This window comes from Desulfomonile tiedjei DSM 6799, from assembly GCF_000266945.1.
GTDB classification, from domain to species: Bacteria; Desulfobacterota; Desulfomonilia; order Desulfomonilales; family Desulfomonilaceae; genus Desulfomonile; species Desulfomonile tiedjei.
In genome coordinates this window covers 5,830,662-5,854,130 of the sequence record NC_018025.1, presented here as the reverse complement: position 1 = coordinate 5,854,130, position 23,469 = coordinate 5,830,662, and the positions used below count along the sequence as shown (strand labels likewise).

General features: G+C 47.9%; 18 protein-coding genes. 7 read left to right on the top strand and 11 right to left on the bottom strand.

What is annotated here, in order from left to right; all coding sequences use genetic code 11:
- Positions 1–322 precede the first annotated feature (322 nt).
- Positions 323–1,453: a YIP1 family protein gene (locus tag DESTI_RS25140; RefSeq protein WP_014812782.1), complete on the bottom strand. Its 1,131-nt coding sequence runs from the start codon at positions 1,451–1,453 to the stop codon at positions 323–325.
- Between the two features lie 183 nt (positions 1,454–1,636).
- On the opposite strand from DESTI_RS25140, the gene DESTI_RS25135 reads away from it, so the two are divergent.
- Positions 1,637–1,927 (top strand): GYD domain-containing protein, encoded by a 291-nt coding sequence (locus DESTI_RS25135; RefSeq protein WP_014812781.1) that lies wholly within the window; start codon positions 1,637–1,639, stop codon positions 1,925–1,927.
- 352 nt (positions 1,928–2,279) lie between these two features.
- Here the strand turns inward: DESTI_RS25135 and phoU are convergent, their stop codons facing one another.
- The 4 genes from phoU to DESTI_RS25115 form a co-directional block, all read right to left on the bottom strand.
- On the bottom strand, positions 2,280–2,960 hold the full coding sequence (gene phoU, locus DESTI_RS25130; RefSeq protein ID WP_014812780.1) for a phosphate signaling complex protein PhoU: 681 nt from the start codon (positions 2,958–2,960) through the stop codon (positions 2,280–2,282).
- A 60-nt stretch (positions 2,961–3,020) separates the two neighbouring features.
- A complete protein-coding gene (locus DESTI_RS25125; protein WP_014812779.1) occupies positions 3,021–4,817 on the bottom strand; it encodes a sensor histidine kinase in 1,797 nt (598 codons plus the stop codon).
- A 214-nt stretch (positions 4,818–5,031) separates the two neighbouring features.
- On the bottom strand, positions 5,032–5,724 hold the full coding sequence (locus tag DESTI_RS25120; RefSeq protein ID WP_014812778.1) for a response regulator: 693 nt from the start codon (positions 5,722–5,724) through the stop codon (positions 5,032–5,034).
- A 175-nt stretch (positions 5,725–5,899) separates the two neighbouring features.
- A complete protein-coding gene (locus tag DESTI_RS25115) occupies positions 5,900–6,127 on the bottom strand; it encodes a hypothetical protein (RefSeq protein WP_014812777.1) in 228 nt (75 codons plus the stop codon).
- 355 nt (positions 6,128–6,482) lie between these two features.
- Here DESTI_RS25115 and DESTI_RS25110 point away from each other — a divergent pair, with 355 nt between their 5' ends.
- The 3 genes from DESTI_RS25110 (at position 6,483) to DESTI_RS25100 (ending at position 10,250) form a co-directional block, all read left to right on the top strand.
- Positions 6,483–7,298: an ankyrin repeat domain-containing protein gene (locus DESTI_RS25110; RefSeq protein ID WP_014812776.1), complete on the top strand. Its 816-nt coding sequence runs from the start codon at positions 6,483–6,485 to the stop codon at positions 7,296–7,298.
- A gap of 222 nt (positions 7,299–7,520) precedes the next feature.
- The gene (pstS, locus tag DESTI_RS25105; protein WP_014812775.1) at positions 7,521–8,648 is read left to right on the top strand and encodes a phosphate ABC transporter substrate-binding protein PstS; all 1,128 of its coding nucleotides are present in this window, start codon (positions 7,521–7,523) and stop codon (positions 8,646–8,648) included.
- A gap of 762 nt (positions 8,649–9,410) precedes the next feature.
- Entirely contained in the window at positions 9,411–10,250 is an 840-nt protein-coding gene (locus tag DESTI_RS25100) for a ribonuclease H-like domain-containing protein (RefSeq protein WP_014812773.1), read from the top strand.
- Between the two features lie 691 nt (positions 10,251–10,941).
- On the opposite strand, the gene DESTI_RS25095 is transcribed toward DESTI_RS25100, so the two are convergent.
- A complete protein-coding gene (locus DESTI_RS25095) occupies positions 10,942–11,397 on the bottom strand; it encodes a DUF3795 domain-containing protein (protein WP_014812772.1) in 456 nt (151 codons plus the stop codon).
- Positions 11,398–11,538: 141 nt separating this feature from the next.
- Between DESTI_RS25095 and DESTI_RS25090 the strand changes: the two genes are divergently transcribed.
- Entirely contained in the window at positions 11,539–12,546 is a 1,008-nt protein-coding gene (locus tag DESTI_RS25090; protein WP_014812771.1) for a GlxA family transcriptional regulator, read from the top strand.
- A gap of 200 nt (positions 12,547–12,746) precedes the next feature.
- Here DESTI_RS25090 and DESTI_RS25085 read toward each other — a convergent pair whose 3' ends face one another.
- The 4 genes from DESTI_RS25085 to DESTI_RS25065 all read right to left on the bottom strand — a co-directional run bounded on the left by DESTI_RS25085 (position 12,747) and on the right by DESTI_RS25065 (position 18,767).
- Positions 12,747–14,447 carry a sulfatase-like hydrolase/transferase gene (locus tag DESTI_RS25085; RefSeq protein WP_014812770.1) on the bottom strand — a complete coding sequence of 567 codons (1,701 nt, stop codon included), beginning with the start codon at positions 14,445–14,447 and terminating at the stop codon, positions 12,747–12,749.
- A 773-nt stretch (positions 14,448–15,220) separates the two neighbouring features.
- On the bottom strand, positions 15,221–16,669 hold the full coding sequence (locus DESTI_RS25080; protein WP_014812768.1) for a B12-binding domain-containing radical SAM protein: 1,449 nt from the start codon (positions 16,667–16,669) through the stop codon (positions 15,221–15,223).
- 98 nt (positions 16,670–16,767) lie between these two features.
- Complete coding sequence (rbp, locus tag DESTI_RS25075; protein WP_014812767.1) at positions 16,768–17,073, bottom strand: RNA-binding regulator; 306 nt, start codon at positions 17,071–17,073, stop codon at positions 16,768–16,770.
- 641 nt (positions 17,074–17,714) lie between these two features.
- Positions 17,715–18,767 carry a porin family protein gene (locus tag DESTI_RS25065; protein ID WP_014812766.1) on the bottom strand — a complete coding sequence of 351 codons (1,053 nt, stop codon included), beginning with the start codon at positions 18,765–18,767 and terminating at the stop codon, positions 17,715–17,717.
- A gap of 859 nt (positions 18,768–19,626) precedes the next feature.
- Here DESTI_RS25065 and trmFO point away from each other — a divergent pair.
- Positions 19,627–20,955, top strand: coding sequence for a methylenetetrahydrofolate--tRNA-(uracil(54)-C(5))-methyltransferase (FADH(2)-oxidizing) TrmFO (trmFO, locus tag DESTI_RS25055; RefSeq protein ID WP_014812765.1), 1,329 nt, complete (start codon positions 19,627–19,629; stop codon positions 20,953–20,955).
- Positions 20,956–21,134: 179 nt separating this feature from the next.
- Positions 21,135–21,968: an aldo/keto reductase gene (locus tag DESTI_RS25050; RefSeq protein ID WP_014812764.1), complete on the top strand. Its 834-nt coding sequence runs from the start codon at positions 21,135–21,137 to the stop codon at positions 21,966–21,968.
- 340 nt (positions 21,969–22,308) lie between these two features.
- On the opposite strand, the gene DESTI_RS25045 is transcribed toward DESTI_RS25050, so the two are convergent.
- Positions 22,309–23,391 carry a DUF4424 domain-containing protein gene (locus DESTI_RS25045; protein ID WP_041286477.1) on the bottom strand — a complete coding sequence of 361 codons (1,083 nt, stop codon included), beginning with the start codon at positions 23,389–23,391 and terminating at the stop codon, positions 22,309–22,311.
- Positions 23,392–23,469 lie beyond the last annotated feature (78 nt).

Genomic DNA, 23,469 nt, shown 5'->3' with positions numbered 1-23,469 from the left:
AGAAAGTTCTAAAACAGAAAGTACCTAAAATTACAATGAAAGTAGGCGTCGTTTCGATCAAGTGAGAAAAACATATCTCTCTGATGTGAGAGAAAAAAGCCCATAAAACAAAATGCAGGTTCGAAATGTCAAGCACTTACCAGCATTCTCATTGGGTATTTTTTAATCTGTACCATTTCCGAGCACGCGCATCACAACAAAGACGAAAATCAGAAAAGGGGTACAAAATGAATAGTTCCTAACCATGTTGAATGGAGAATAGATGCCAATAAAAACGATCTATGGGAAAAAAGACATCAGTATACGTTTTATTCCCATTCAACTAGGTCTTAATTGCATACAAAGCCAAAACAACGAGTCCAAACACAATGAAAATAGACAAAACCGCTATCGCACTTTTCACCGTCGAAGTCTCATGCATCTCCCGCAAACCTATAATCATCAGTACTATCCAATAGACTATGGCAATTAAGGCTCCCACCAGAGGTATTGATTCGAGGAGATGGGGTGCGCTTGAATAGGAGGTGACCCTGAGAGTACGCTGAAATTCCTTGTCCACTCCCTGAACCATAAGCACCAGGTGAACCAGTCCTGCCACGACCAAGAGTACAACCGGGTACACTATTGCCGCACCGATGAAAGCGCACACAAAGCCGATTACGATTCCGACCAGGCTTACCGCCCCTCCCATCTTTCCGAGGAGCGTCAGAATTAGCAATGCCAGGGGAGTGCTGAGAGCGACGGAAAAGATCCCGAACAATATGGGATTGCCGTATCCACCGTCCGGGGGCAGCTTGGAAAAGAAAGCCTGTGGAGACAGGAGGCTCTTCCAGGCGGTCTGAAAGTATGCGTTCCAAAGACCGTAATTTTCCCGCTCTTCCCACGGACATTCGTGCCAAAGCTCGTCTGAAGAGCTGGAAGACAGCTCCGCTTCCGGATTCCGGGCCTGTGACATCTCAGGATGTTCGGGAAATTGTTCGTGATCGGGTGTCTCTCCGAGCTTCCTTCCACAATGACGACAGATCTCGGCAGTCGGCACATTTTTTCCCGAACACGAAACACATAAGATGCTGTTGTTACCCGAACGAAGTGCGAGTTCATCTTCGGTCAAGTAGCCGCGTGCGACCAATTCGGATAAAAGTTTCTTCAGAGCAGAAGGTGCCAGTTCATGACGACGCATTAACTCGTTATCGTGCAACCCTTTCTTCACATCTTCAGCAAGAGTCGACACAAGATCCGGGTCGAAATTTGAAGACTCCTTCGTGCCGGCTGCCGCTGCCGCTTTCATGGAATCGGTTTTTTGATCCGGTTGAATCAACCCGGCTTCCTGTAGTTTCTTACGCACTGAGTCGAGGCCTTTATCGGACAGCTTGTATTTTTCTTTCAGCTCGGCATCGCTCAAACCAGCCCTGATATCCACCAAAATCTGTTTAGCACTTATCGATTTAGCCATAGGAAACTCTGATTGTGTTATAGGAATGCTTCATGACCATACCACATTCGAGACAACACGGGAACTTTTGAAGCACAATTTTTTTCACATGTTCGGTTTGTTTTTCATCTTATACATGCATTGACAAAAGCAGCCCAATTTGAAAACATAGCAGTAATTATTCATTGCTCAAGGGAGGGGAAGATGGCGTTCTACATTATTCTAAGCCGAATATCGCCCGAAGCGTTCAGTGATCCGAAAGATTTCACAAAAATTGCCAAAACCGTCTCGGAGCGGATAAAGAAAGAGTGCCCCGGGGTGACCTGGAAAAGCAGCTTCGTGACATTTGGAAGATTCGATGTTGTGGATATTGTGGAATCGAACGATCCTCAGCAAGTATCAAAGGCTGCACTGATAATTCGCGGATATGGTAAGACCCAAACCGAAACCATGCCTGCAACTCCCTGGGAGGATTTTTTGAAAACGCTTGGATAAGCTGAGAATCACATTATAGCAAATGACAGAATTTTTGTCCGATTGCGAAAAACGCTTCTAAAAATTGGTGGGTGCCGTGCCTCCGTGCCGGCACATCTTTCATAACAAATCGAGGAGTTTTCGGCCGGCAGCGACGCCGGCCCTACCGCTCCCTATAAAGGGTAAGGAGCAGAAATTAGGTCAACTGCTATAGTAAGAAGCAGCGCTATTTGCTTGTGCGGATGAATGGTTCACCTTTTTTCGAACAGGGAATGTAAGAGAGGCAATCGGAGTCTGCGTCGGCTGAAAAAAAGACTGGATTATTGCAGCACATTCAATGTTCGGCAGGTTCACCGATCTAAGAAATCATAGGCTACTCTTCAGAATGGTGATATTCGAATCCTTTATGACGGTGAATCTCGCCGGTAATCATGTAGATGACGTCTTCTGCTATATTGGTCGCGTGATCCGCTATGCGCTCCAGGTGACGAGATATAAGAAATAAGTGAATCAAGGGTTCAATGTGCTCCTCCTTGGCTTTGCGAATCTCTTCTGCAAACTGTAGTTGCATGGCGCTTTTCATGAAATCGACTTCATCGTCTTGAGCGCAGACACGATACGCTAAATGCAGGTCAAGGTTTACCAGCGAGTTAAGACTTTCTTCCAGCATTTCACCGGCACGCTGAGACATGGTCACATAGTCGAAAGGAATAGGTAATTCCAGCTTGGATGCGACCACTTCCGCTTTTTGGGCGATGTTCACGGCCAAATCGCCGATGCGTTCCAGATCGTTATTGAGTTTCAGTACGGAAATAATATAGCGAAGATGGTCCGCGACGGGTTGATGAAGTGCAAGAATCTTCAGGCATTCTTCTTCAATATCGACCTCTTTCTGATCGATTTCCGCATCCCCAATTATTACTTTTCGGGCAAGATCCGCGTCCCTGCATTCGACTGCTCGAATAGCCAGACGGAACCGCTCTTCCACGAGAGTTGCAAGAGAAACGACTTGTTTTTTCAGTCTATCAATGTCTCTTTGCAGTCTGATTCGCATTCTCGATACTCCTCATATCGGAATTGATTACGTGCTTCGGCAATATACGTATGAGCGCCATCATCTGGGCAACATCTCGTGTAAATCTTTCGAATCGGCTGGAAGGAAGATGGAAAAAGTACTGCCTTTTCCCGGAGAGCTCTCCACGCCGACTCTGCCTCCATGTGCGTGGACTATGTGTTTTACGATAGCCAGTCCTAACCCTGTCCCTCCGATCTTCCGATCTCTCGCCTTATCCACGCGATAGAAGCGCTCGAAAATCCTTGAGAGGTGCTCCTGAGAAATACCGTATCCCTGGTCCTTGACGCGAATGATGATTTCCTTTGGACCACGATCGGCTGAAATGGAAATCGTCTTTCCCGAGTCACTATACTTGATGGAATTTTCCACCAGATTCATGAGAGCCTGTTCCAGAAGGCTGGGATTGATTCGGGCAACCAACTCGTCGGGAGCCCTGAAATCGATCGTCATATCCTTGTCTTTGGCTTTTTCCTTTGCTTCTTTGACAACCAATTCAAGGACGTCTCGAACCGACCCGATATCAAGAAGCACTTCTCCTCGTTCCGTATCCCTTTCTATCCTTGACAGACTGAGAAGATCGTCGATTATCGCATCCAGGCGATTTGTGTGCTTCAGCATAATATCCATGAACCGTTCAGCGTTCTCACGATCTTCCCAGGCCCCTTCTCGCAAGGTCTCAAGAAAACCCTTGATGGATGTGATGGGAGTTTTCAGTTCATGGGAAACATTTGCGACGAAGTCTCGCCGTATGTTTTCGAGAGTTTTTAACCGAGTGACGTCGTTCAACACGATAAGCGCTCCCAGAACATTGCCTCGAGTATCGCGGAGCGTGGAACCTCTGGCCTGAAGAAACACATCCGAGGGTCCGATAATCATGATATCACCTTCAAGCGGATCTCCGCATGCAAGGGTATCCTCGACGAATCGATGCAGTTCCGTATGGCGAATCGCCTCTTGAATCGTCTTGCCTTTCACCTTATCGAGACTCGTCCTGAACAGCCGTTCCGCAGACTTGTTGAGCCGCACGATACGTTCTTCAATGTCCACGACCATGACCGATTCGAGCATTCCGGATAATACTGCTTCAAGCTCGTTACGCTGCCGCAGGATGGCAGCGATACGTGAATGCACCTCTTCGGACATGGTATTCATTGCATCCGTCAGAGCCTCAAATTCAGATGTATCTCTTTCATTCAAACGGTGCTCCAGATCTGAATGAGTCAGCATTTCCGCAGCAGTTCGATACTGATGCAGACTTTTAGCTAGTTTTCGAGACCAGTAAAAACTAAGAAGAGCCGGGAGCCCAATCAGAAGAATCCAGAACAACGGAACCCGGGTCCACTGGAAAAAATCGAAAGAAATCTCCGGCGATGCCGCTCGCACGACACCAATAGTATTCCCCTGATTTTGGACCGGAATAGCAACAAAGAGTACAGTGGCATTCATTGTAAGACTTTTTCGGGTTGCCATCCCGGTTTTTCCGCTCAACGCTTCCTTAATTTCAGGCCGATCGAAGAATTGATCCATATTGGCAAGATCTAATTGTGAATCGCCGAGAATCACTCCATTCGGCAGAGCCACTGTGATACGACTGGAAGGATGCCTACCGAGTTTCTTCAGCATAGCATCGATTTCGGGAGCATTCTGTTCAGAAAATCGGTCTCCAACGAGTTCCCGAGCTATGTGAGCCTCAGAAAGCAGTTCATTCACAGCTCGTTCGGTAAATTGCTCTGTCGCAATTCGAGACACGTACCAGCACATAGTGATCAGGGACAAGAGTACAATCAGCAGAGATGCGGGGTAGAATCGCCAAAAGAGGGTCGGCTTAGTTCCCATATGCAGGCCTCCGACCGCGGGATAAGTACTCGAGCCTATCAACAATGCTCAGGCGTGTCAACAATGAGAGAATTCCGAGGACTTGGCGTGCGGAGTCCTCTGTCTTCGACTGAAATAGTCGGACCACTGGTGGAGCAATGGCGGGATTGACCTGAAGCTGCCGCGACATGATTACGGAAGTGTTCCACAGCTTAACTGCAAAGATGCATGCATTTCAGGTTGCTTCCTTAAATCTGTAACCCACGCCCCGGACAGTTTCTATGTGATTTCCTGCAGATCCCAGCTTTTTGCGCAAACCGACTATCTGTACATCCACAGACCGGTCCGTTACAGGGTAATCGTCTCCTTTCACGCCGGTGATGATCTGGTCTCGACTGAAAACCCATCCCGGGCGCCTGGCAAGGAAGTGAAGAATCCTGAACTCTGTTGCCGTAAGAGTCATGGAAACGTTCTTCACCAGGACTTCATGACGTGTAGGATCGATAACCAGGTCATGAATGCGAAGAACCGTATCTTCGCTGGCCTGGTGTTGTTTTCGCCGTCGCAGTACTGCTTTTATTCGTGCGAGAAGCACGCGGGGACTGAAAGGTTTGGTAATGTAATCGTCAGCGCCCAATTCGAGCCCTGTCACCACGTCTGCATCCTCGCCTTTGGCCGTAAGCATTACGATCGGGATTGCGGCGGTGGCGGGATCGCGTTTCAATTCCTTACATACATCGAGACCGTCAACTCCCGGAAGCATAAGATCCAGGAGCACCAGATCCGGACTTTCTTCCTTGGCTTTCTTAAGAGCTGTTTCACCGGAAAGAGCTGACGTAACCTGATACCCGTCTTTGGAAAGGTTGTATCGTACTAACTCGAGTATATCTTCTTCATCATCAACGACGAGGACCTTTTCTCTGGCCATCGTTATCCCTCGCGATATCATCGGAATCGTACTCATAATGAGACGGTTAAGCGAATTGTAATGCGGATGATTTTCAGAAGCAAACGGAAACATTTCACATAAGCCGTCGTTGTATCCGCTTGGATTTTCATGTCGGCCATATTTCTAAATGCTTCCGACCTGCAACCGCACTCTCTCAAGAAACTGCGTCAAACCGCAGACAATCTTTTATTGTTATCAACGAATTCTTTACGTGCCTTAATTCTCGGCTCAATTCATGCAAATCTTTCTGAGTAGCTTCGAACTCGTCGAGCCTTCCTATTATCTTCTCCAGAGCTTTGTTTTGCATATAGACTGTATCGAGAACACGATCGATTTTTGCATGCATGGATCTCACTTCCTCAGGAACAGGTAGCACTCCCATTCTTTCATACCTCCCTTCATCCTCTCGGAATACAAGCCAAGCCCGTACAAATACAACAGCACTTTGTTAGGATCGCATTCGGATTTCGTGAGTATGTAATGAATCCGTCTAAACAAAAGACAATGATACATCTGCGGCATATGATACCGATTCACTTTTCTTTTCTTAATCTGAGAGGCTGGAGGTATCCTTCGCTATCTTATATGCATAACTGCGAAATAGTATGACACTGGTATTCTGCACATCAGGTCGCTTGAGGGAGGCGGAACTAGCGAAGATTTTTTCCAATCCTCATGCAATCTTAGCAGAACGTTTCTAACCTGTTATGGATTCTACATTATATTTGAGGTGAACGATGCCCGATTCGAAAATTAACAAAGTGAAATGTCCTATTAGTAGGAAGATTCGTAATGGATCAGTAAGTGAAGGATCTACCTCATTTGATTACCGCAAATCTCTTGAATGTGCTACCGATGTCCTGATCAGGGCTTCTCTGGATGGGGACAGCCTTCGTGTACGAATTTTGCTCGAGCTTGGAATAAATGTAAACTCCCGTGAACGTATTTTGGGATCCACACCTCTGATTACGGCAAGTCTGGCAGGACAGCTTGAGACTGCCAGGGATCTCCTGGATTTCGGTGCGGAGATAAACGCTCAAGACAATGATGGGCGGACGGCTCTGATGGAAGCTTCCCTGGCCGGACATCCTCAATTGGTAAGTTTGCTTCTTCGCAGAGGCGCAGACATCCATATCTGCAATAAGTACGGGACAACAGCACTCCTTGCAGCTTGCATTACCGGACAAACGGACGTTGTCGAACTATTGGTTGAATCGGGAGCAGACATCAATGCTTGCAACCGGTATGGAAAAACAGCCGTTATGGAAGCAGCGCTTTCGGGGTCGGTGGAAACCGCGGAATTGCTTATCCATAGGGGTGCGAATGTCAACTGCAAATCCCTGGATGGAAAGACGGCATTGATGCTCGCTGCCGGAGCGGGGCACCTGGAAATGGTCCGCCTTCTCATGGATCATGGTTCCGATGTCAGCCAGAAAGACATTCACGGAGACACGGCAGATACCATCGCTCGTCGAATGGTTCGGCATGAAATAAGCGCATTTTTTGCGGTTCGAAAGAAGAATACCGGATTGAATTTTGGAAGCGCTGCATAAAGTGGACTGAAATGCGTAAACGGCCGAATTTGACAAGCCCCATTGCACCGGATCGATGTTTATAAAGTTCTAACCTGCCATTAGCAATGTCTTTACAGCCTGTGTGAAAAATAGCGACAAATCTATTCCCTGGTTCGCTTCAGTCCGGGGTTTTCTTTTGGTGTAGAAGAGGCATTTCCCCCCGAAATTATTTCTAGGTCCATTCAAAAAAGGAGGACACGTATGGAGAAATTCATGTATGTGACCGCACGTGGCAAAAGGGCATCATGGGCAATGACTGCTGCTATCGCTCTGGCATTCATGGCATGTCTTGCTCTGTCTATGACAGCCGTGCCCAGGGTTTTCGCCGCTGAAGTCGAATCGGTGAGCGGCGCCGGCGCTTCTTTCCCTTACCCGGTTTATTCCAAATGGGGTAACAGCTACAGCCAGATTTCGGGACTGAAAATCAACTACCAGTCTATCGGATCTGGAGGCGGAATAGCTCAAATCAAGGCGAAATCTGTTGATTTCGGCGCATCCGACGAACCGATGAAAGCAGCGGAATTGGACAAGGAAGGACTCATACAATTTCCCATGATCATGGGCGGAGTCGTCCCCGTAGTGAATATAGAAGGCGTCCGCAGAGGAAAACTCAGGCTGACTCCCGAACTCATTTCAGACATTTATCTTGGAAAAATCAAAAGCTGGAACGATCGAAGAATCCTTGCAGTAAACCCGGACCTGAAATTGCCGGATGAGGAGATCACGGTCGTCCACAGAGCCGATGGATCGGGAACAACCTGGATTTTTACGACGTATCTCACTGAAGTATCAGAAGAATGGAAATCGAAAATCGGCTCTGGAAAAACTGTTTCCTGGCCGACCGGATTGGGTGCCAAAGGCAATGAAGGTGTTTCCTCATTGGTTGCGAAAACTTCCGGATCGATAGGATATGTCGAGTTCGCATATGCATTGAAGCAGAGGTTGAAATACGCGCTTCTGCAGAACAGCACCGGCAGATTCATATCGCCGACGATTGAAGCTTTCCAGTCGAGCTGTGCAAACGCTGATTGGAAGAATGCCGCGGGTTTCTACATGGTCCTGGTCAACCAGCCTGGGGAAAAGAGTTGGCCCATTACCGGCGCTTCATACATTCTGGTTCACAAAGATCAAGCCGATGCACAGAAGGCAAAAGCTCTCTTGAAGTTCTTCGACTGGTGCTTCAAAAATGGGGCTCAACAAGCTATCAGTCTGCATTATGTACCTATCCCCGACAAAGTGTACGATATGGTCGAATCCAACTGGAAAAAAGAGATCTCATCGAGCGGTCAGCCGGTGTGGGAGACAAAAACCTCCAAACGCGGCGAATAATACCATTATTGACAAGGAATATTGGGGGGACCTCTTTGTAGAGAAAGTCCCTCCAAACCCCGGGACGCCAAGTCAATCTTACGACGGAATAGCCGATAATGGGCTGGCCGTGGATTGTGGCTGGTGCCTTACAGCTTCGGGCGGGGACTCGTCGTCGGTTATCGGGTCAAATTATAACAATTGCCAAAAATTCTGACGCTCATCCTACGCTCGAATAAAAGCTATTAGTGGGGATCGGCGTCTCTATCGGTCCATTCTATCGATATCATTGATCATATTGAAGATGTGTCGGCACGGAGGCCGACACCCACCAATACTCCTATCTCAAAGTGAAAACGATCATTCTCAAGAAAACGTGCAGTTTTCTATACTTCAGCACAAACAGCGGCCGGTCGCATGCCCCTCCATCCGATTTTTCCCGGCAAATCATCCGGTTTCCTCCAGCTTACGAGACGCGGTATCAAACCTTTGGTTCTTCACCTGTTTATCGATCGTTATTCCACGAATCTCACGAATTTTTTGGATTCAGTCTGATGACAAATTCCTGGCGCTCATGAGGATTCCTTTGTTTATCCTCCGAAAACGGTTTTCGGGGAAGGCTTTTTTCAAGACTATCTAAAAAAGGTTTGAACCGTACTGCCATACAAATCGGCAAAATTATGGTATGAATTGTAGAAATGCTTCAAATGACCAGATATGCAATGAATCCCGCATCGGCTGCAGCATTGCAGGACAATAGATCATTGCGGATATGGAAACCGGATGCTCCTTAATACCTTTTGTCATGTGCCGGGAATTGGGCTGAAATCAGAAGCCAAACTTTGGTCTCAGGGACTTTTGCGCTGGGAAGATGCACTATCCGCCCCATCGGACGTGCAACGACGATATCCTTTTCTGCAAAGTCGGATGGAGGAATCTCTCCAGTACATGGAGCAAAGAGATCCCGGTTATTTCGGCGATCATCTCCCTTCCGACTGTTTGTGGCGAATCTTTCCTGAATTTCGCGATTCCACAGCGTACCTGGATATTGAGACCAACGGTTTGGCCGGTCATCGCGCGCGCGTGACCACCATCGCGTTATTCGACGGCAAGATCGTCAGATATTATGTAACAGGTGAGAACCTGGAGCAATTTCGTCAAGATATATCTCAGTATAAGGTGCTGGTGACGTACAATGGCGTTTGTTTCGACGTGCCATTCATAGAACAGTATCTCCATGTTCCCATGAATCACGTCCATATCGACCTGAGATTTCTCTTGAAGAGCCTCGGCTATACCGGTGGGCTCAAGGGATGCGAGAAAAAATTCGGGATCGACCGCAGAGAACTTGATGGAGTAAACGGCTATTTTGCCGTGCTCCTCTGGAGAGATTTCCGAGAGAACAAAAACGACAAGGCTCTCGAAACCCTCCTCGCATACAATGTGCTCGATGCGGTAAACCTCGAATTCCTCATGGTGAGCGCGTACAATCTGAAGGTCCAGGGAACCCCATTCGCTGATACGCACTGCTTGAGCCTTCCGGAAGCCGTGGAAAACCCGTTTCGCGCAGACCTGGAAACCGTCGAGCGCATAATTTCGTACATAGAACACACATCTTCTTAATGTCGCCGCCAGCAACGAAATCGGGGGGAGTAAACGAGGTCAAACGATGTGTTTTACTATTGCCTCATTTACGTGTTTTCAGTTACTTATCGCAAAAGCCGTCATTGTGCTTCATATTTTTTAACAAGATTATTTAAAAAAACTTGACAACCATCTAAAAAAATGGTTTTTTCACGGCCAGCGACAAACCAAACCTAATCCTTCCTTTGGCCCGTTTCCGAACGGGCATTTTTTTTTGTAAAAGACCATAGAGCGATTGCTGAAAATTCTGACGCTTATCCTACGCTCGAATACTTGCTATTAGCGGGAGCGGCGTCCTTAACAGTCCATTCCGTCGATATTATTGATCATATTGAAGATGTGCCGGCACGGAGGCCGACACCCACCAATACTCCTATTCTCGATCGAGATTAATTTTGCGAATTCGTATGGGGCATCGACCATCTGGGGGAAGGGTTGTTCCCTGGAGTCGAGATCGAAACGTCCACAATTATCGGGCGCAATATGGTTGACGGGAACATTTTCTGAGCTATAATTTGAGCAACAGGCGAGCACGATTCTTGGTCGATCCGGGTCTCTTTGAGCCCGGATCGACTGCGTTTGGGACGGCTTATTGCCGAAGCGCGCATCCAACCGATGTGAGTGGGGGGCATTCCTTCCGGCCGAGATAAACTTTGCAACCGTGTCAGACTCATGGATATCTGCATCGGGTCCTGGCACCTTGGCAATAGGGTTCTATACCGATTGTCCTGATCTTTTCATTTATGATTACCCAGGCTTTATGCAGGCCCGGATCGAAATTCGTTTTCTCACAGGGAAACCGGTCACATTGATAGCAAAAATCTATCTGCTTTTCCTGGTGACACTTGCGTATTCCACAATTCCTAAATAACTTGCATTGTTCATTGCGACATCCCCTGCAGTTTTCCGCGGCAAAATAGTCAAGCATCTCTTTGAAATCAGGATACTTGCTGAAAATTGGGTTTTCCAGAAGCGTCTCGAATCGTTTGGCGTTGAGGTGGAAATTTCCCAATTTCTCTTTGAGTTTGAGGCTCAATGTACGTATATCCCCGTCCACATGTGCAAAACACGTCTCGCAACAGAGGCCGCAGGGAGCTATGGACTCCTTGATTTCTTCATCGGTCATGCTCTTTTCTCCTTTGGTTGAAATACTTACTTCTCCGGGGCGTATCTCTTTCGATCATACCTGTTGCAGTTCGGAAGGAAAGTGGCATAATCGTCATATTAGTGGGTGATATCGCCATTCTCTGCATTTCCGGAGAAACCGATGAAGAAAGTCACTATTCTTGCGCCTTACAACACTATGGCAACAACCATTTTCGGACCTATGGATATTTTCAACCAGGCGGGACGATTGTGGAATCGAGTGACGAAATCTCCGCAGACTCCGTTCTTTGACGTGATAATCGCCTCGGCGGACGGACTACCCATTAGATCGGTGAATAACGTGTCTATCCAACCTCATTGCAGCATTACGGATGTTCACCAAACCGATCTGATTGTCATCTCCTCGGCTACCTACATCGACAGAATTCTTGAAAAGAATCCGGAACTAGTACCCTGGATACGCGATCACTACCATCGAGGGGCACATGTAGCCAGTATTTGCACAGGTGTCTTTCTGTTGTCCGAAACCGGACTGCTCGACGGCAAATCTGCCACTCTTCACTGGGGGTTTGCCGACTTGTTCCGCAAAAGATATCCGCAGGTGAAACTGGAACAGGACAAAATGTATCTCGATCACGGACGTCTCTATTGTTCGGCTGGGGTAAGCGCAGGTCTGGACCTTTCTCTGTACCTGGTGGAAAAATTCTGCGGTCGACAAGCGGCTGTACAGTCCGCCAAAACCATGATTCTGGATATGGGTAGAGTATCGCAGGCTCCGTACGAGCATTTCTTCTTTCCGAAAGATCACGGCGATCCTTTGGTTGTGAGAGCCCAGGACTGGCTGCAACAGCATTCATCTGAGAACATCGATTACGAGCGGCTGGCCCGGGAACTTCGCATGAGCCGTCGATCCATGGAGCGGCGCTTCAGGCAGTCACTTGGAGTGACTCCATTGGGTTATTTGCAGAAATTGCGAGTGGAAAGAGCCAAAAGTTTGTTGGAGGAAGGTACCCAGACTTTCAGCGAAATCACCTATCAAGTTGGGTACGAAGACATTCCATTTTTCAGAAAACTATTTATCAGGCTTACCGGTTTGAGACCGAACGAATATCAGCGAAGATTCAGGGGATGCTCCGGAGAGGTCTACAACGGCTCTGAGGAGGAATAACGGCGCGCAAGGAAATACAGGAAGCCTTTTGTAAGTGGACCATGTCTTTAGTTGAGATGGAGAGCCACAGGATTTCTCAGTGATGTTCATAAGATAGCGAAGGCTGGGGTGTCCTGAGCGGAGTAATTAGACGGCTTTGCGTCGTCCGGAGCGAAGGATACCTCAGCCTCCCGGATTATGAAAAGAAAAGCGAATCAGTATTAATTTGTTCCGAACTTGATTATTATTTTGGGCGGAAATTTCTTCAGTACTTCTGCATACCTGTTGCCCTCTTGACTCATTAGAATGCCAATGGGTATGTGACGAATCCCCTCGCTCACGTCTTCCTGCGGATCAGTGTAGAGATTCGTAACAGTGGCTCCTCCGGTCAACGGTATGATTGCGCCGCTGAACCCTCCTGTGTACCCCCTGGGGTAAATCGCGCGTTCGAGTTCCACGGTTTGATGGCCTTTGAATTCATCCACCCGCACTCCCGCAACGAATTGATTAAGGGTATATATGATGCTTCGACGGTTCGATTGCCCCTGATCGCCGATCAGGAAAGAGGCCTGGTCGATTCCGTCCACATAGCGATCTGCAGGTACGAACTTCGCCACTTCAGCCCCCGGTGAGCCGGCCAGCGAAATACACGTGTTGAAAAGGTCTGCCAGATCGAAAAGACCGTCGGATCGTCTCGGTTTAACCATTCCTTTCCAGTACACAAAGGTTGGTACCCGCACGCCCCCTTCCCAATTCGAACCTTTGCAGCCGCGAAACGGAGTTCTTCCATGCGGCGGAATTTCACATTCCGGGCCGTTGTCGGATGTCAGAAGGATGAGTGTATTTTCAAGCTGGCCCGTTTCTTCGAGTGTCTTTACCAGTCTGGCAAGAATATCGTCCATCTCGACCATACAATCCGAGTACACGGTTCGGGCAGGAGATTTCCCTGCGTACTTATCATTCAGATAATTATCGAAATGACACCCTCGGGTGGCATGGTACAAAAACCAGGGCTTAGTGTTGTCTTTCATGTCCCGAATGAACTTTTCACTGTAGGCTGCCCAGTCCTGGTCGAGATCCTTTATGGTCGTGAGATCGATTTCGTACAGGTTCTCGCAAGATTTTGCTCCTTTTACGCATCGCACATTGTTGTGGTTGAAGGGGAGCTTTTGCATGAGAGCGAAGCGCCCCGGACTCAATGCTATTTCAGGGTTGAAATACGTGTCTCTCCATTCGGTGTACATGTCGGACACGCCGAGAAATCCATAATAGTTGTCGTATCCCACATTATGAGGGAGAGAGGCCTCATTCTCACCCATGTGCCATTTTCCTACTCCCTGTGTGACGTACCCAAGCTTCTGCAGGACAGAAGCGACTGTGACTGCGCCATCAAGTCCGCCGGGTTCCCCGTACATCGGGGGACGAGTGAGGCCGTGATGAAGCGGATTCTGACCGGTATGAATCGTGGCACGGGTAGGCGTACAACTGGGCGTGGAATAAGCTGAAGTGAGAACCAATCCGTCTCGTGCCAGCCGATCCATTGTCGGCGTGGGATTTCCCACGCTCTCTCCGCCACCGTTGAACCCCGGGTCCATCCATCCGACATCATCCATGATAAAAATGAGAATATTCGGTTTCTTTCCGAATTTCTTCTCGAGTGCGGCCAATTTCTCCCGGGCTTCTTTGTCCTGGTCGGGATGCTGCATCACAGGTTCCATGTTTTCAGCTATTTTTGCAGGCCTCATGTGGATAAACTGATTGGGATGATCGTACCCCTTCGCGGTCGTCTGTCCGGAGGTAGACCCCCTGGTTATGGTGTTATCCGCAGTTAAACCCGAGACCGGAAAGATAGCCGTAAGAGCAAAGATTGCTGCAACACAGACGGGAAGAACAGATTTAGATAACGCGATGCTCTTTTGCATTCCGCCAACCTCCATTCAATGCATGCCAGGAGACACATTGCCTCGTGGGAATGAACACATATTCATAGGCTAAAGACAGATTCTGAGAATCGCTCTCAATAGAAAAAACCCAAAATCTCACTTCTTCGATCATCATATAGGCTCAACATACTCCTGGCCCATTTAGAATACTAGTCCGTTCAGTATGCAACCTGTCAAAAACATTTCCAATGATATTTCTCCGAACAACAAAGACGGTATAACTATTTATCTTAGGGAAGCAAGTTACATTTGTATTGTCGATCGAGTATGTCTGTGTTCTGATATGATTTTGCAAGATGCTATAGCGGCTATCGAAAGTCTTGACGGAATCCAATACCTGCAATGGGAAGAATCAGTAGCGCCGGCGTCCCTGCGGTGAGAACTAGTTGATTTGTTTGGTGAATTGTTCACCGGCACGGAGGCCGGTGCTACCAATTGCTGGGAGTTCCTCTTCACAATCCGTGATTACTTACGAGAATCGGTATAACAGTATGGACCGCAGGTCTGTGCTGTCGCCTCAATGAGAACTATCTCGATCGCGAGTCCGTATGATACCATTTCGCAATTATGCATATAAGATGGCGAAGGCTGAGGTGTTCTGAGCGGAGTGATTAGACGGCCTCGCGTCGTCCGGAGCGAAGGATACCTCAGCCTCCCGGATTATGAAAAGAAAAGCGAATGGGTATGAGATATGTTTTTCTTGGATGGAAATTGCGGGAGTATTCTGCAGATATGCAATACCCCCCTTTATGCTATTCAGGGACGAGATCGCGCCATACCCGGAACCGACGCATTTTCTTGTTCACGAGTCGAGCTACGGAATTCCCGAGCACGATGGGTCCTGCGAGGAGTAACGGAGCAATGTTCCTTGGCACAAACAACCCAGTCCCGAAAAGCTTTCGCGTAATTCGTGTCAACTGAGCCGGCGTATAGAATGTGCGGGTAATTCGGGCAGCAATACGTTTGAGTCCTTTGCGACCTATTCCTTCACGATACACGATGTGGTCGTCTCCGATGAAATAACCCGGTGTAGTTTCAACCAATTCCTTAAGAGGAGAGTACTTTTCTATGCGTAATTTCTGGTAGCTGATCGAATCGAGACCCAGTTCCTTGGCAAAGACCGGAATTTGCATCATTTCATCGTCTGTTTCCGTCACATTCCCATAGATGAAATAACCGTGGTAGTAGAAAGGAAATTGCCGGAACACCTCAAAAGCTTTTCTCACTGTGGCCGTATCAAAGCCTTTGTTCAGTTGATCGAGAATCCGGTCGGTCGGCGATTCAATGCCCAGGAGAAAGATCTTGATGCCCGCCTTTGCCGCGGCTTCGAGAACATCGGGGTGTTTGTAGATTTCGATTCTCGCCTGAACGAGAAATCGCTTCTTTATCCCCTCTTCCGCAATTCTTTCACAAATCTTCTTGGCCCTTGCCGGATTTACGAAAAAATCCTCGTCAGCAACAAGAATGATACCTGCCGAAACCTGTCGCAATTCCTCGATAACCGAATCTATGGAACGCACCGAATACGGTCTCTTTTGACCCCACGGATTCATGGTGAACGTGCAGAATTTGCAGTTCCTGGGACAGCCGCGGGAAGTGAGGATGATATCGAATTCTTCGCCCCGTAGTGCAAAGCCCCCCATATTGAAGTGATATTTCTGTTGCCTCAATGAACGATCGGGAAACTGGTAATCATCGACGTTTGCAAGTGCTCTATTGGGATTGTGAACGATATCCGAACCATTTCGATAAGAAAGTCCCGGAATCGTGGCGATATCCGCCCCTGAAGCGATTTCGGCGATGACTTCTTCCCCTTCACCGCGGACCAGGACATCAATTCCCTTGCACGCTTTAAATACGTCTTCCAGGCAGTCGGTAGCCTGTTTTCCGCCCACAACGGTGAAAATTTCCGCGGGAAGAGAATTGACCAGATCGCATACCTCGTGAAACTGGTATTCCCAATTGATGCTTATGCAGAGCAGATCGATCTCCTGCCGGATGAATGCTTGCAGTTTCTTAGGATCTCTCAGAGGACCGGGCAGACGAAGATCCAACAGGGTGACTTTTTCTACATGAGGCTGAAGTGCGGAAGCGATATACTCGAGACCCGTGGGAGGAAAGACGGCAAGGCCCAACGAACCGGACTGGCTATCCCGATAATACGGATGCAAACATAGGGCATGCCTATAAATTTCTCCCAAAGAAACGTCTCCTTGCGAATACAACCATAATGAAAAGGGCCGAAGTCCGCAAGCAGACTTCGGCCCCATATATTTAGGGTGAGGCTACACCCTCAAGGTTACCAGCGGGATCGTCCTCCGCCACCGCCGCCGCCACGACGTCCATTGCCTGAGTCGGTCTTGGGACGGGCTTCATTCACCTTGAGGCTGCGACCGCCAAGTTCTTTGGAATCAAGTTCCTGGATGGCGCGAAGACCTTCTTCACGATTGGACATTTCAACAAATCCGAATCCTCGGGATCGGTTTGTGAACTGGTCCACAATGATCTTTGTGGAATCCACTGCTCCGTACGGCTCAAAGAAACCCTGGAGTTCGTTCTCGCTCGTATTAAAGGACAGGTTTCCAACATAAATTTTGATGCTCATTTCAGCTCCTTAGAGAGGGCACGTCACACGTCTAGGCGGGAGTGCGTTTACATTTGAGAATTAGGGCTCTTTGTGTCGGGATAGGTCTGACCATGATGGTTGGACGTCCTCGCACGGGCACCTATATCCTAGGATCTTAATCATGCATACGCCCGTGATCGCTGACGCGAAGTCGACTGGAGTAAAACAAGTTAAGGCCGAGACTCAATGTAAACGAGAAATCGGTCATTGTCAAGTTTGTTGAGATGACCGTAGATATGCGATCGGGAATAGATGAAGAAGAACCGAAGTTGCCTGTCACGAGTTGCAGGCAACTTACGGGTTTTAAGATGAAATTTCCCCTCTTGGTGGAAAACCAAGCGGAAAGTGTTGAAAAAAATGTTTCTCAGATGTGGAAAAATATGATAGGAGGGACCTACTTCTCAACATACCCTTTCGATTTAAAGAAAAGCCCTGAAAGGGGCGGCTGATTCAGCCGTTTTCGGGCTTTTCGTTTTTGTGGACCTGAGGTAGAGAAGGAATGGCGCCGGAGAGGGAAGCTTTGTCCCGGTGATAGCCTTGAGAGGGGACATTCAATCAAGGCGGGTATCAAAGCCCCTATGATTGGACATTCAGTTCCGGCGCCATTCAAACCGTGGGTGCTAAAAGATGATGCCACCTTCCACGAAGCCGCCTTCAAACGAGGAGTCAAGCCGGAGATCGTCACGATCTTCGTTGAGATTCAAGAGCCGATAACCGCCCTTGGCATATCCCCATCGACCATATCCCAGGGGAACGCTGAACCGCATTCCCGCTTGAATATCGTAGCCAAACGCTCCATCCAACCAGATTACCTCAGCCTTGTTGTCACAGGCGAATGTGGAACCATTGGGAAGCGTGCGTAAACATCTCTGGATTTCGATACCCGAATTGACCATGTTTCTGGTGCGGTCTATCGTACTCCCTCTTCCCGAACATACGGAGCTTTTAATTGACACGCGCTGCTCGTTAAACGTCCATCCCGCATAGAGGGATACCGCTGCAGCCGGATTGAGAATCGGTTGGAACATTAAACCGACACGCTGATAGGTGAACTGCCATTTCCCGTGGACCTGTGTACCGATGGGATAAAACCACTGACCGAACCAGAAAGACTTTTCGGCGACCTTGGTGCCGGATAGTTCAATGGGCATAATTGAGTAGTACAGCGCCCACCTTGGAGCAATCTGATATTTGGCTGAATACTCCAGAAGCGTAGCGTGCGAAGGAATACCTACATCGGAGAATGCTACTTCAGAAGCCGGCACTCCAAGCACCGTTCCCGGCCACTGGAAGGTACCCCGGACATGAGGGAAGAAAACCTGAGTAGACAATTCAAACTGACCGGGCATGCGCAGCGGTAATACACAACAGGTTTTGCATACTGGAGCGCAAGGAGGCGGAGCACATACGGGTACTTTGCACTTTGTAACAGGCTTTCCCCGGGATGGTGGAGCAAATGCGGGTCCGTAGAAGGACGCACTTGCCTGTCGGTAAACAGCCCCGTCCTGAGATATGCCATTCAGAGTATGTGATCCCAGGAGAGCCGAACCGGCGGGATTCTCCGGCGGTAGAATATTTACGTGGATAAAGTCTTGTGACTTGGCAGATGCAACGCCAAATGTAGCGACAAGAAACGCAAAGCATACCAGTAACCTAAAGGTACAACTTCTCATTGGACCCTTCCTCCCAGCTCGAACTAACTGGCAATGCTTAAATATTTTTTTCGAAAGACTGTCAAGGAAAAAAGACAAAAATAACCATCGGTTTTTGGCTTTTTGCTAGAATAAGCTTTCAAAAACCGTACATATCTTTCAAAAAACATTGCTTACAATTATTTTCTAAAGTATTTTATCAATTTAAATGAACAATTATCTATAATTCAAAACTAATAACCGCATTTAAGAACAAAAATCTAAAAGCGACACTTTAAGTTCCACCCCGGAAAGCGCGTACCCATCCCTGAGGATAGGGGTTTTCAGCCCCCCTCTCCTTCCGAGATACAACCGCAAAAAATGCGCAACCGAGCCAATTCCCGCTGGGAGGTCAAGAAATCGACCCAAATCGAGCGATTCTCGAACGGTCAGTACGCGCTCATGATGACCGAAGCCTTATCTCGCGATGCATCCACGAGTGACAACCTGTCAGCACACACGAATCAGGACTTCGCTCTTCTTTCGAATTTCAAAAAAATGAGTGGAATAATAGGATGGTAAAGGTATAACTTCTCAACATACCCTTCCTCCGCTTCAAACTATCTGTTTTTGTTCAATTACGTAATTACATAATTTTGTCAAGCAAAAAATTCATTTTTATTATGCATTGTTATTCTCAAAAACGATTATTAACTTCATAAGACTGGAGACATTCTTGTCAACGTATTAACATTACAAGCCAAAATTCTTTTTCGCAAATCGGCGCTGCCGAATCTCCCTCCACGCGCGCTTGCTTCAAATCTCGGCTGCAAGGGAGTATCATTACTCCGTATCCTGGCAATCGGGACACAATATTTCGACCTTTTTTCGGAATAATATCATGACGATCACGATAATCGGCGGTGGACTGGCAGGATCCGAGGCAGCATGGCAATTGGCAATCAGGGGGGTGCCGGTGCGCATCCTGGAAATGAAGCCGATACAGTATTCCCCCGCGCACAGTTCCCCCCTGTTCGGAGAACTCGTCTGTTCGAATTCCCTGAGATCCGCGGAAATCCACACAGCGCCCGGTTTATTGAAAGAGGAACTGCGGATTCTGGATTCCCTCATCATTCAGGCAGCGGATTGGGCCCGCGTTCCTGCAGGAAAAGCTTTAGCTGTGGACAGGGGGCTCTTTGCGGAATTCATCACCAAGAAGGTCTCCGAACATCCCCTCGTGACTATAGAACACAGGGAAGTGACAAGAGTGCCGGGGTCTGAGGAAGGCATTACAATTATTGCTTCCGGTCCCCTGACGTCGGACGCGCTTGCTGGTGATATCTGCCGCCTACTGCGGGCTGACGGGCTTTCTTTTTATGATGCCATTGCTCCTATTGTGAGCGCGGAATCTCTGGATGGAGACAAGCTTTTCAAGGCTTCCCGGTACGACGAAAGCGAAGGAGATTACTTGAATGCTCCTATGGATGAATCGTTGTATCGCGCGTTTGTGAAAGAGATTGTCTCTGCACGAAAAGTCGATCCTTATCCTTTTGAACAGATTCCCCACTTTGAAGGTTGCCTCCCTGTTGAGGTATTGGCTTCCCGTGGTCCGGAAACTCTGGCATTCGGTCCGATGAAACCGGTTGGATTGAAAGATCCCCGGACAGGGGAACGCCCATATGCTGTCGTGCAGTTGAGGGCCGAAAACAAAGAGGCAAGCATGTACAATCTTGTGGGATTTCAAACCAAAATGACCTATGGCGAACAAGAGAGAATTTTTCGTATGATCCCGGGTCTCGAGCAGGCCGAATTCATCAGACTCGGATCGGTTCACCGGAACACCTATCTGGATGCACCAAGGCTGCTGGATGCCTACTCAAGGGCGAGAACAGCTTCACACGTGTTTTTTGCCGGCCAGATCACCGGGGTGGAAGGATACATTGAGTCCACCGCTTCGGGTCTTGCAATTGCTCTCATGGCAGGTTTGATTCGAGCAGGATTGGCACCGGATACTCCCCCGACGGACACGGCTGTAGGCGGCCTGCTCGAACATACGAGAAATTGCCCCTTAAAACGATTTGAGCCGATGAACGTGAATTTTGGCATCATAGATCCTGCCCCCAAGGGATGTCCCAAGAAATTGAGGAAGGAGGCTGTAGCAAAACGGGCGATCTCGTCAATTCAGCAGTGGAAAGCGCACATTGACGAATTGTGGGGTTTCGTCGGCTGATCGGAGAGACGTTCTTTCCCAAGAAATAAACAGTGGGGGACATTCTTTACATGCAATACTTCTTCTCAATACAATCGATATGAAATATATACAGAAGCAGCATGCATAAAGAATATTGGTGGACAGGTATATGTACCGTCAATTACACTTGACGGATCAGGTGACGAGGGGAGTCGAGCATGTCAATTGAGCAAAGACCTTTAGGGAAAACCGGAAGAAACGTTACCATAATGGGACTTGGTGGTGAAGGGATACTCAGAACGTACGGTTTTGAAAAACAGGCATATAGTTTAATCAATGCCGCCATCGATATGGGTATCAACTATTTTGAGTCCGCGCGTGCGTACTCGGGCAGTGAATCCTATTACGGACAGGCGCTCAGGGAAAGACGAAGGGACATTTTTCTCACGAGCAAGTCTCATTCCAGAGAGAAAGATGGCGCTCTCGCTCATCTTGAACAGACTCTCAAGAATATGCGCACGGACTACTTGGATTTATGGCAGATACACGACGTGCGTTCGAATGAAGATGTAGATGAGATTTTAGGTACGGACGGAGCCCTCGAGGCCTTCGAAGCGGCAAGAAATAAGGGAATGGTACGATTCGTGGGTCTCACGGGACACCAGGATCCGCAGCAGCTTCTGGAATGCATGGATTTGTTCGATTTCGATACGGTGTTGATTCCCGTCAATCCAGCCGAACCCACGTACGACAGCTTTATCTCGCAAGTTATTCCTCGTGCCCAGGAAAACGGAACCGCCGTCATCGGCATGAAAGTGTACTTTCGTGGTTTTGCCAAACAGCTTCCATGGTACTCTTCAATGGAACCGTTCTTTCGCTACGCGCTTTCGCAACCCATTAGCACCGCTGTTATCGGATGCGACACTCTCCGCCAATTGGAGGAGAATGTGACTTTTGCACAAAATTTCGTGCCTATGACGCAAGAGGAGATGGACAAGCTGGTGGAGCAGACTGCGCCGTACGCGCGAGATCTGATGTACTACAAACCCTAGCGGAATCGCACCCATACCGATTCTCGAAAGAAATCACGGATTGCGAAGAGCAGCTCCCAGCAATCAGTAGTACCGGCCTCCGTGCCGGTGAACAATTCACCAAACAAATCAATCAGTTCTCGCCGGCAGGGACGCCGGCGCTACTGATTCTTCCCATTGCAGGCATTGGATTCCGTCAAGACTCTCGATAACCGCTAAATACACAATCTCTGATCAATATGCCGTACGTACTGCCTGTTTGAAAATCAGCCAAGAGAGTCATTCCACAGAACACAAAAAGGTAAATTGTATTTCAGAAGGAGTTTTTTTCTTGCTCTTTTTGAGTTCAATTCCGGATTTCCTAGTTGAATTTGAAGAAATACACCGTGAGTTTGTCTTGAGGCACAAAGTCCTTCTGTTTGAATTCATACACCGTAGAACTGATCTTCTCAGGCTTGCCCGGAAAGCACAAGGATACGAAATCTTCCGGCTTCTGTTTAACCAGCCTTAAGGTAAATTCACCTATGGGGCCTTTCCAATTGCGACCGGTACCGAGTATGTATTCAACACGATCATAAGAGGCCAACATACCGGATTTTTCTTGGGGAAGAACCGCAAGAGCCCTATCTGCCTTCTTCTCGATCGCCCGTTTCGTAATCGCGTCGATACAGGCTTCCTTCTTTATGTTCTCTGTTCCAGTAAATCTCCAGAGCTCATCCATTTTCTCTTCTTGACTCTTGGGGAATTCATTGAATTTTCCTTCGATAGTCCCCACAGTTACTACATTGTAGCCTCCTCCGACCGCGGGTGCATACTCGTGCTCCACAATGATTTCCTTTCCGGTTGGAAATTTCATGTCCCAATAAACAGTGTAAGATATATCCCACCACTGACCAATCTCGGGTAATAATTCCTTCAGCTTGCTCCACAGTTCTCCTTTTTCTCTGTCGGCAACATCAAAGAATATTTCTTTATCGGACAGACCCAGTTTACGTAATTTACGAGTAATATCTCTATTTTTCAAAAGGGCTTTACGTTCTCGTTTTAATACCACCGGGTTGCCATCTACTGAAACCTTAAAGCTTGAAAAAATCCCGCCGGGATCAGCAATTGAAACATTTGAATGGGCAACACCATTATACAACGGCAGAGGAAAAGCCACTTTGGTATGAATATCCTGTTCAGATTCATTCAAAAATCTGTATTTTACTCGAATATTGTAAGGAGATATTTCCAAAACTTCTTCGAGGATTCGTATATCGTCGCTCTTCTGCAACTCAATCCCGCCCGCGCCAAGAGCAGCAGTAGAATCGTTAGCGCTAATCCTCGTTGGAAAAATGAAAATCGCTATGGCGATGAGTAGTGCTGGCAAAATCAGCAGGAAATCAATTTGATATCGTTTTTCTCTTGAAACCCTTACAAAGGTCATGGTGGAATGCTCCATCTTGATCGTACCTCAAACGTACATTTTTCGCCTCTGATTTAATACCTGACCAGCCCGTATTCCAGATTCCTGTGTCGG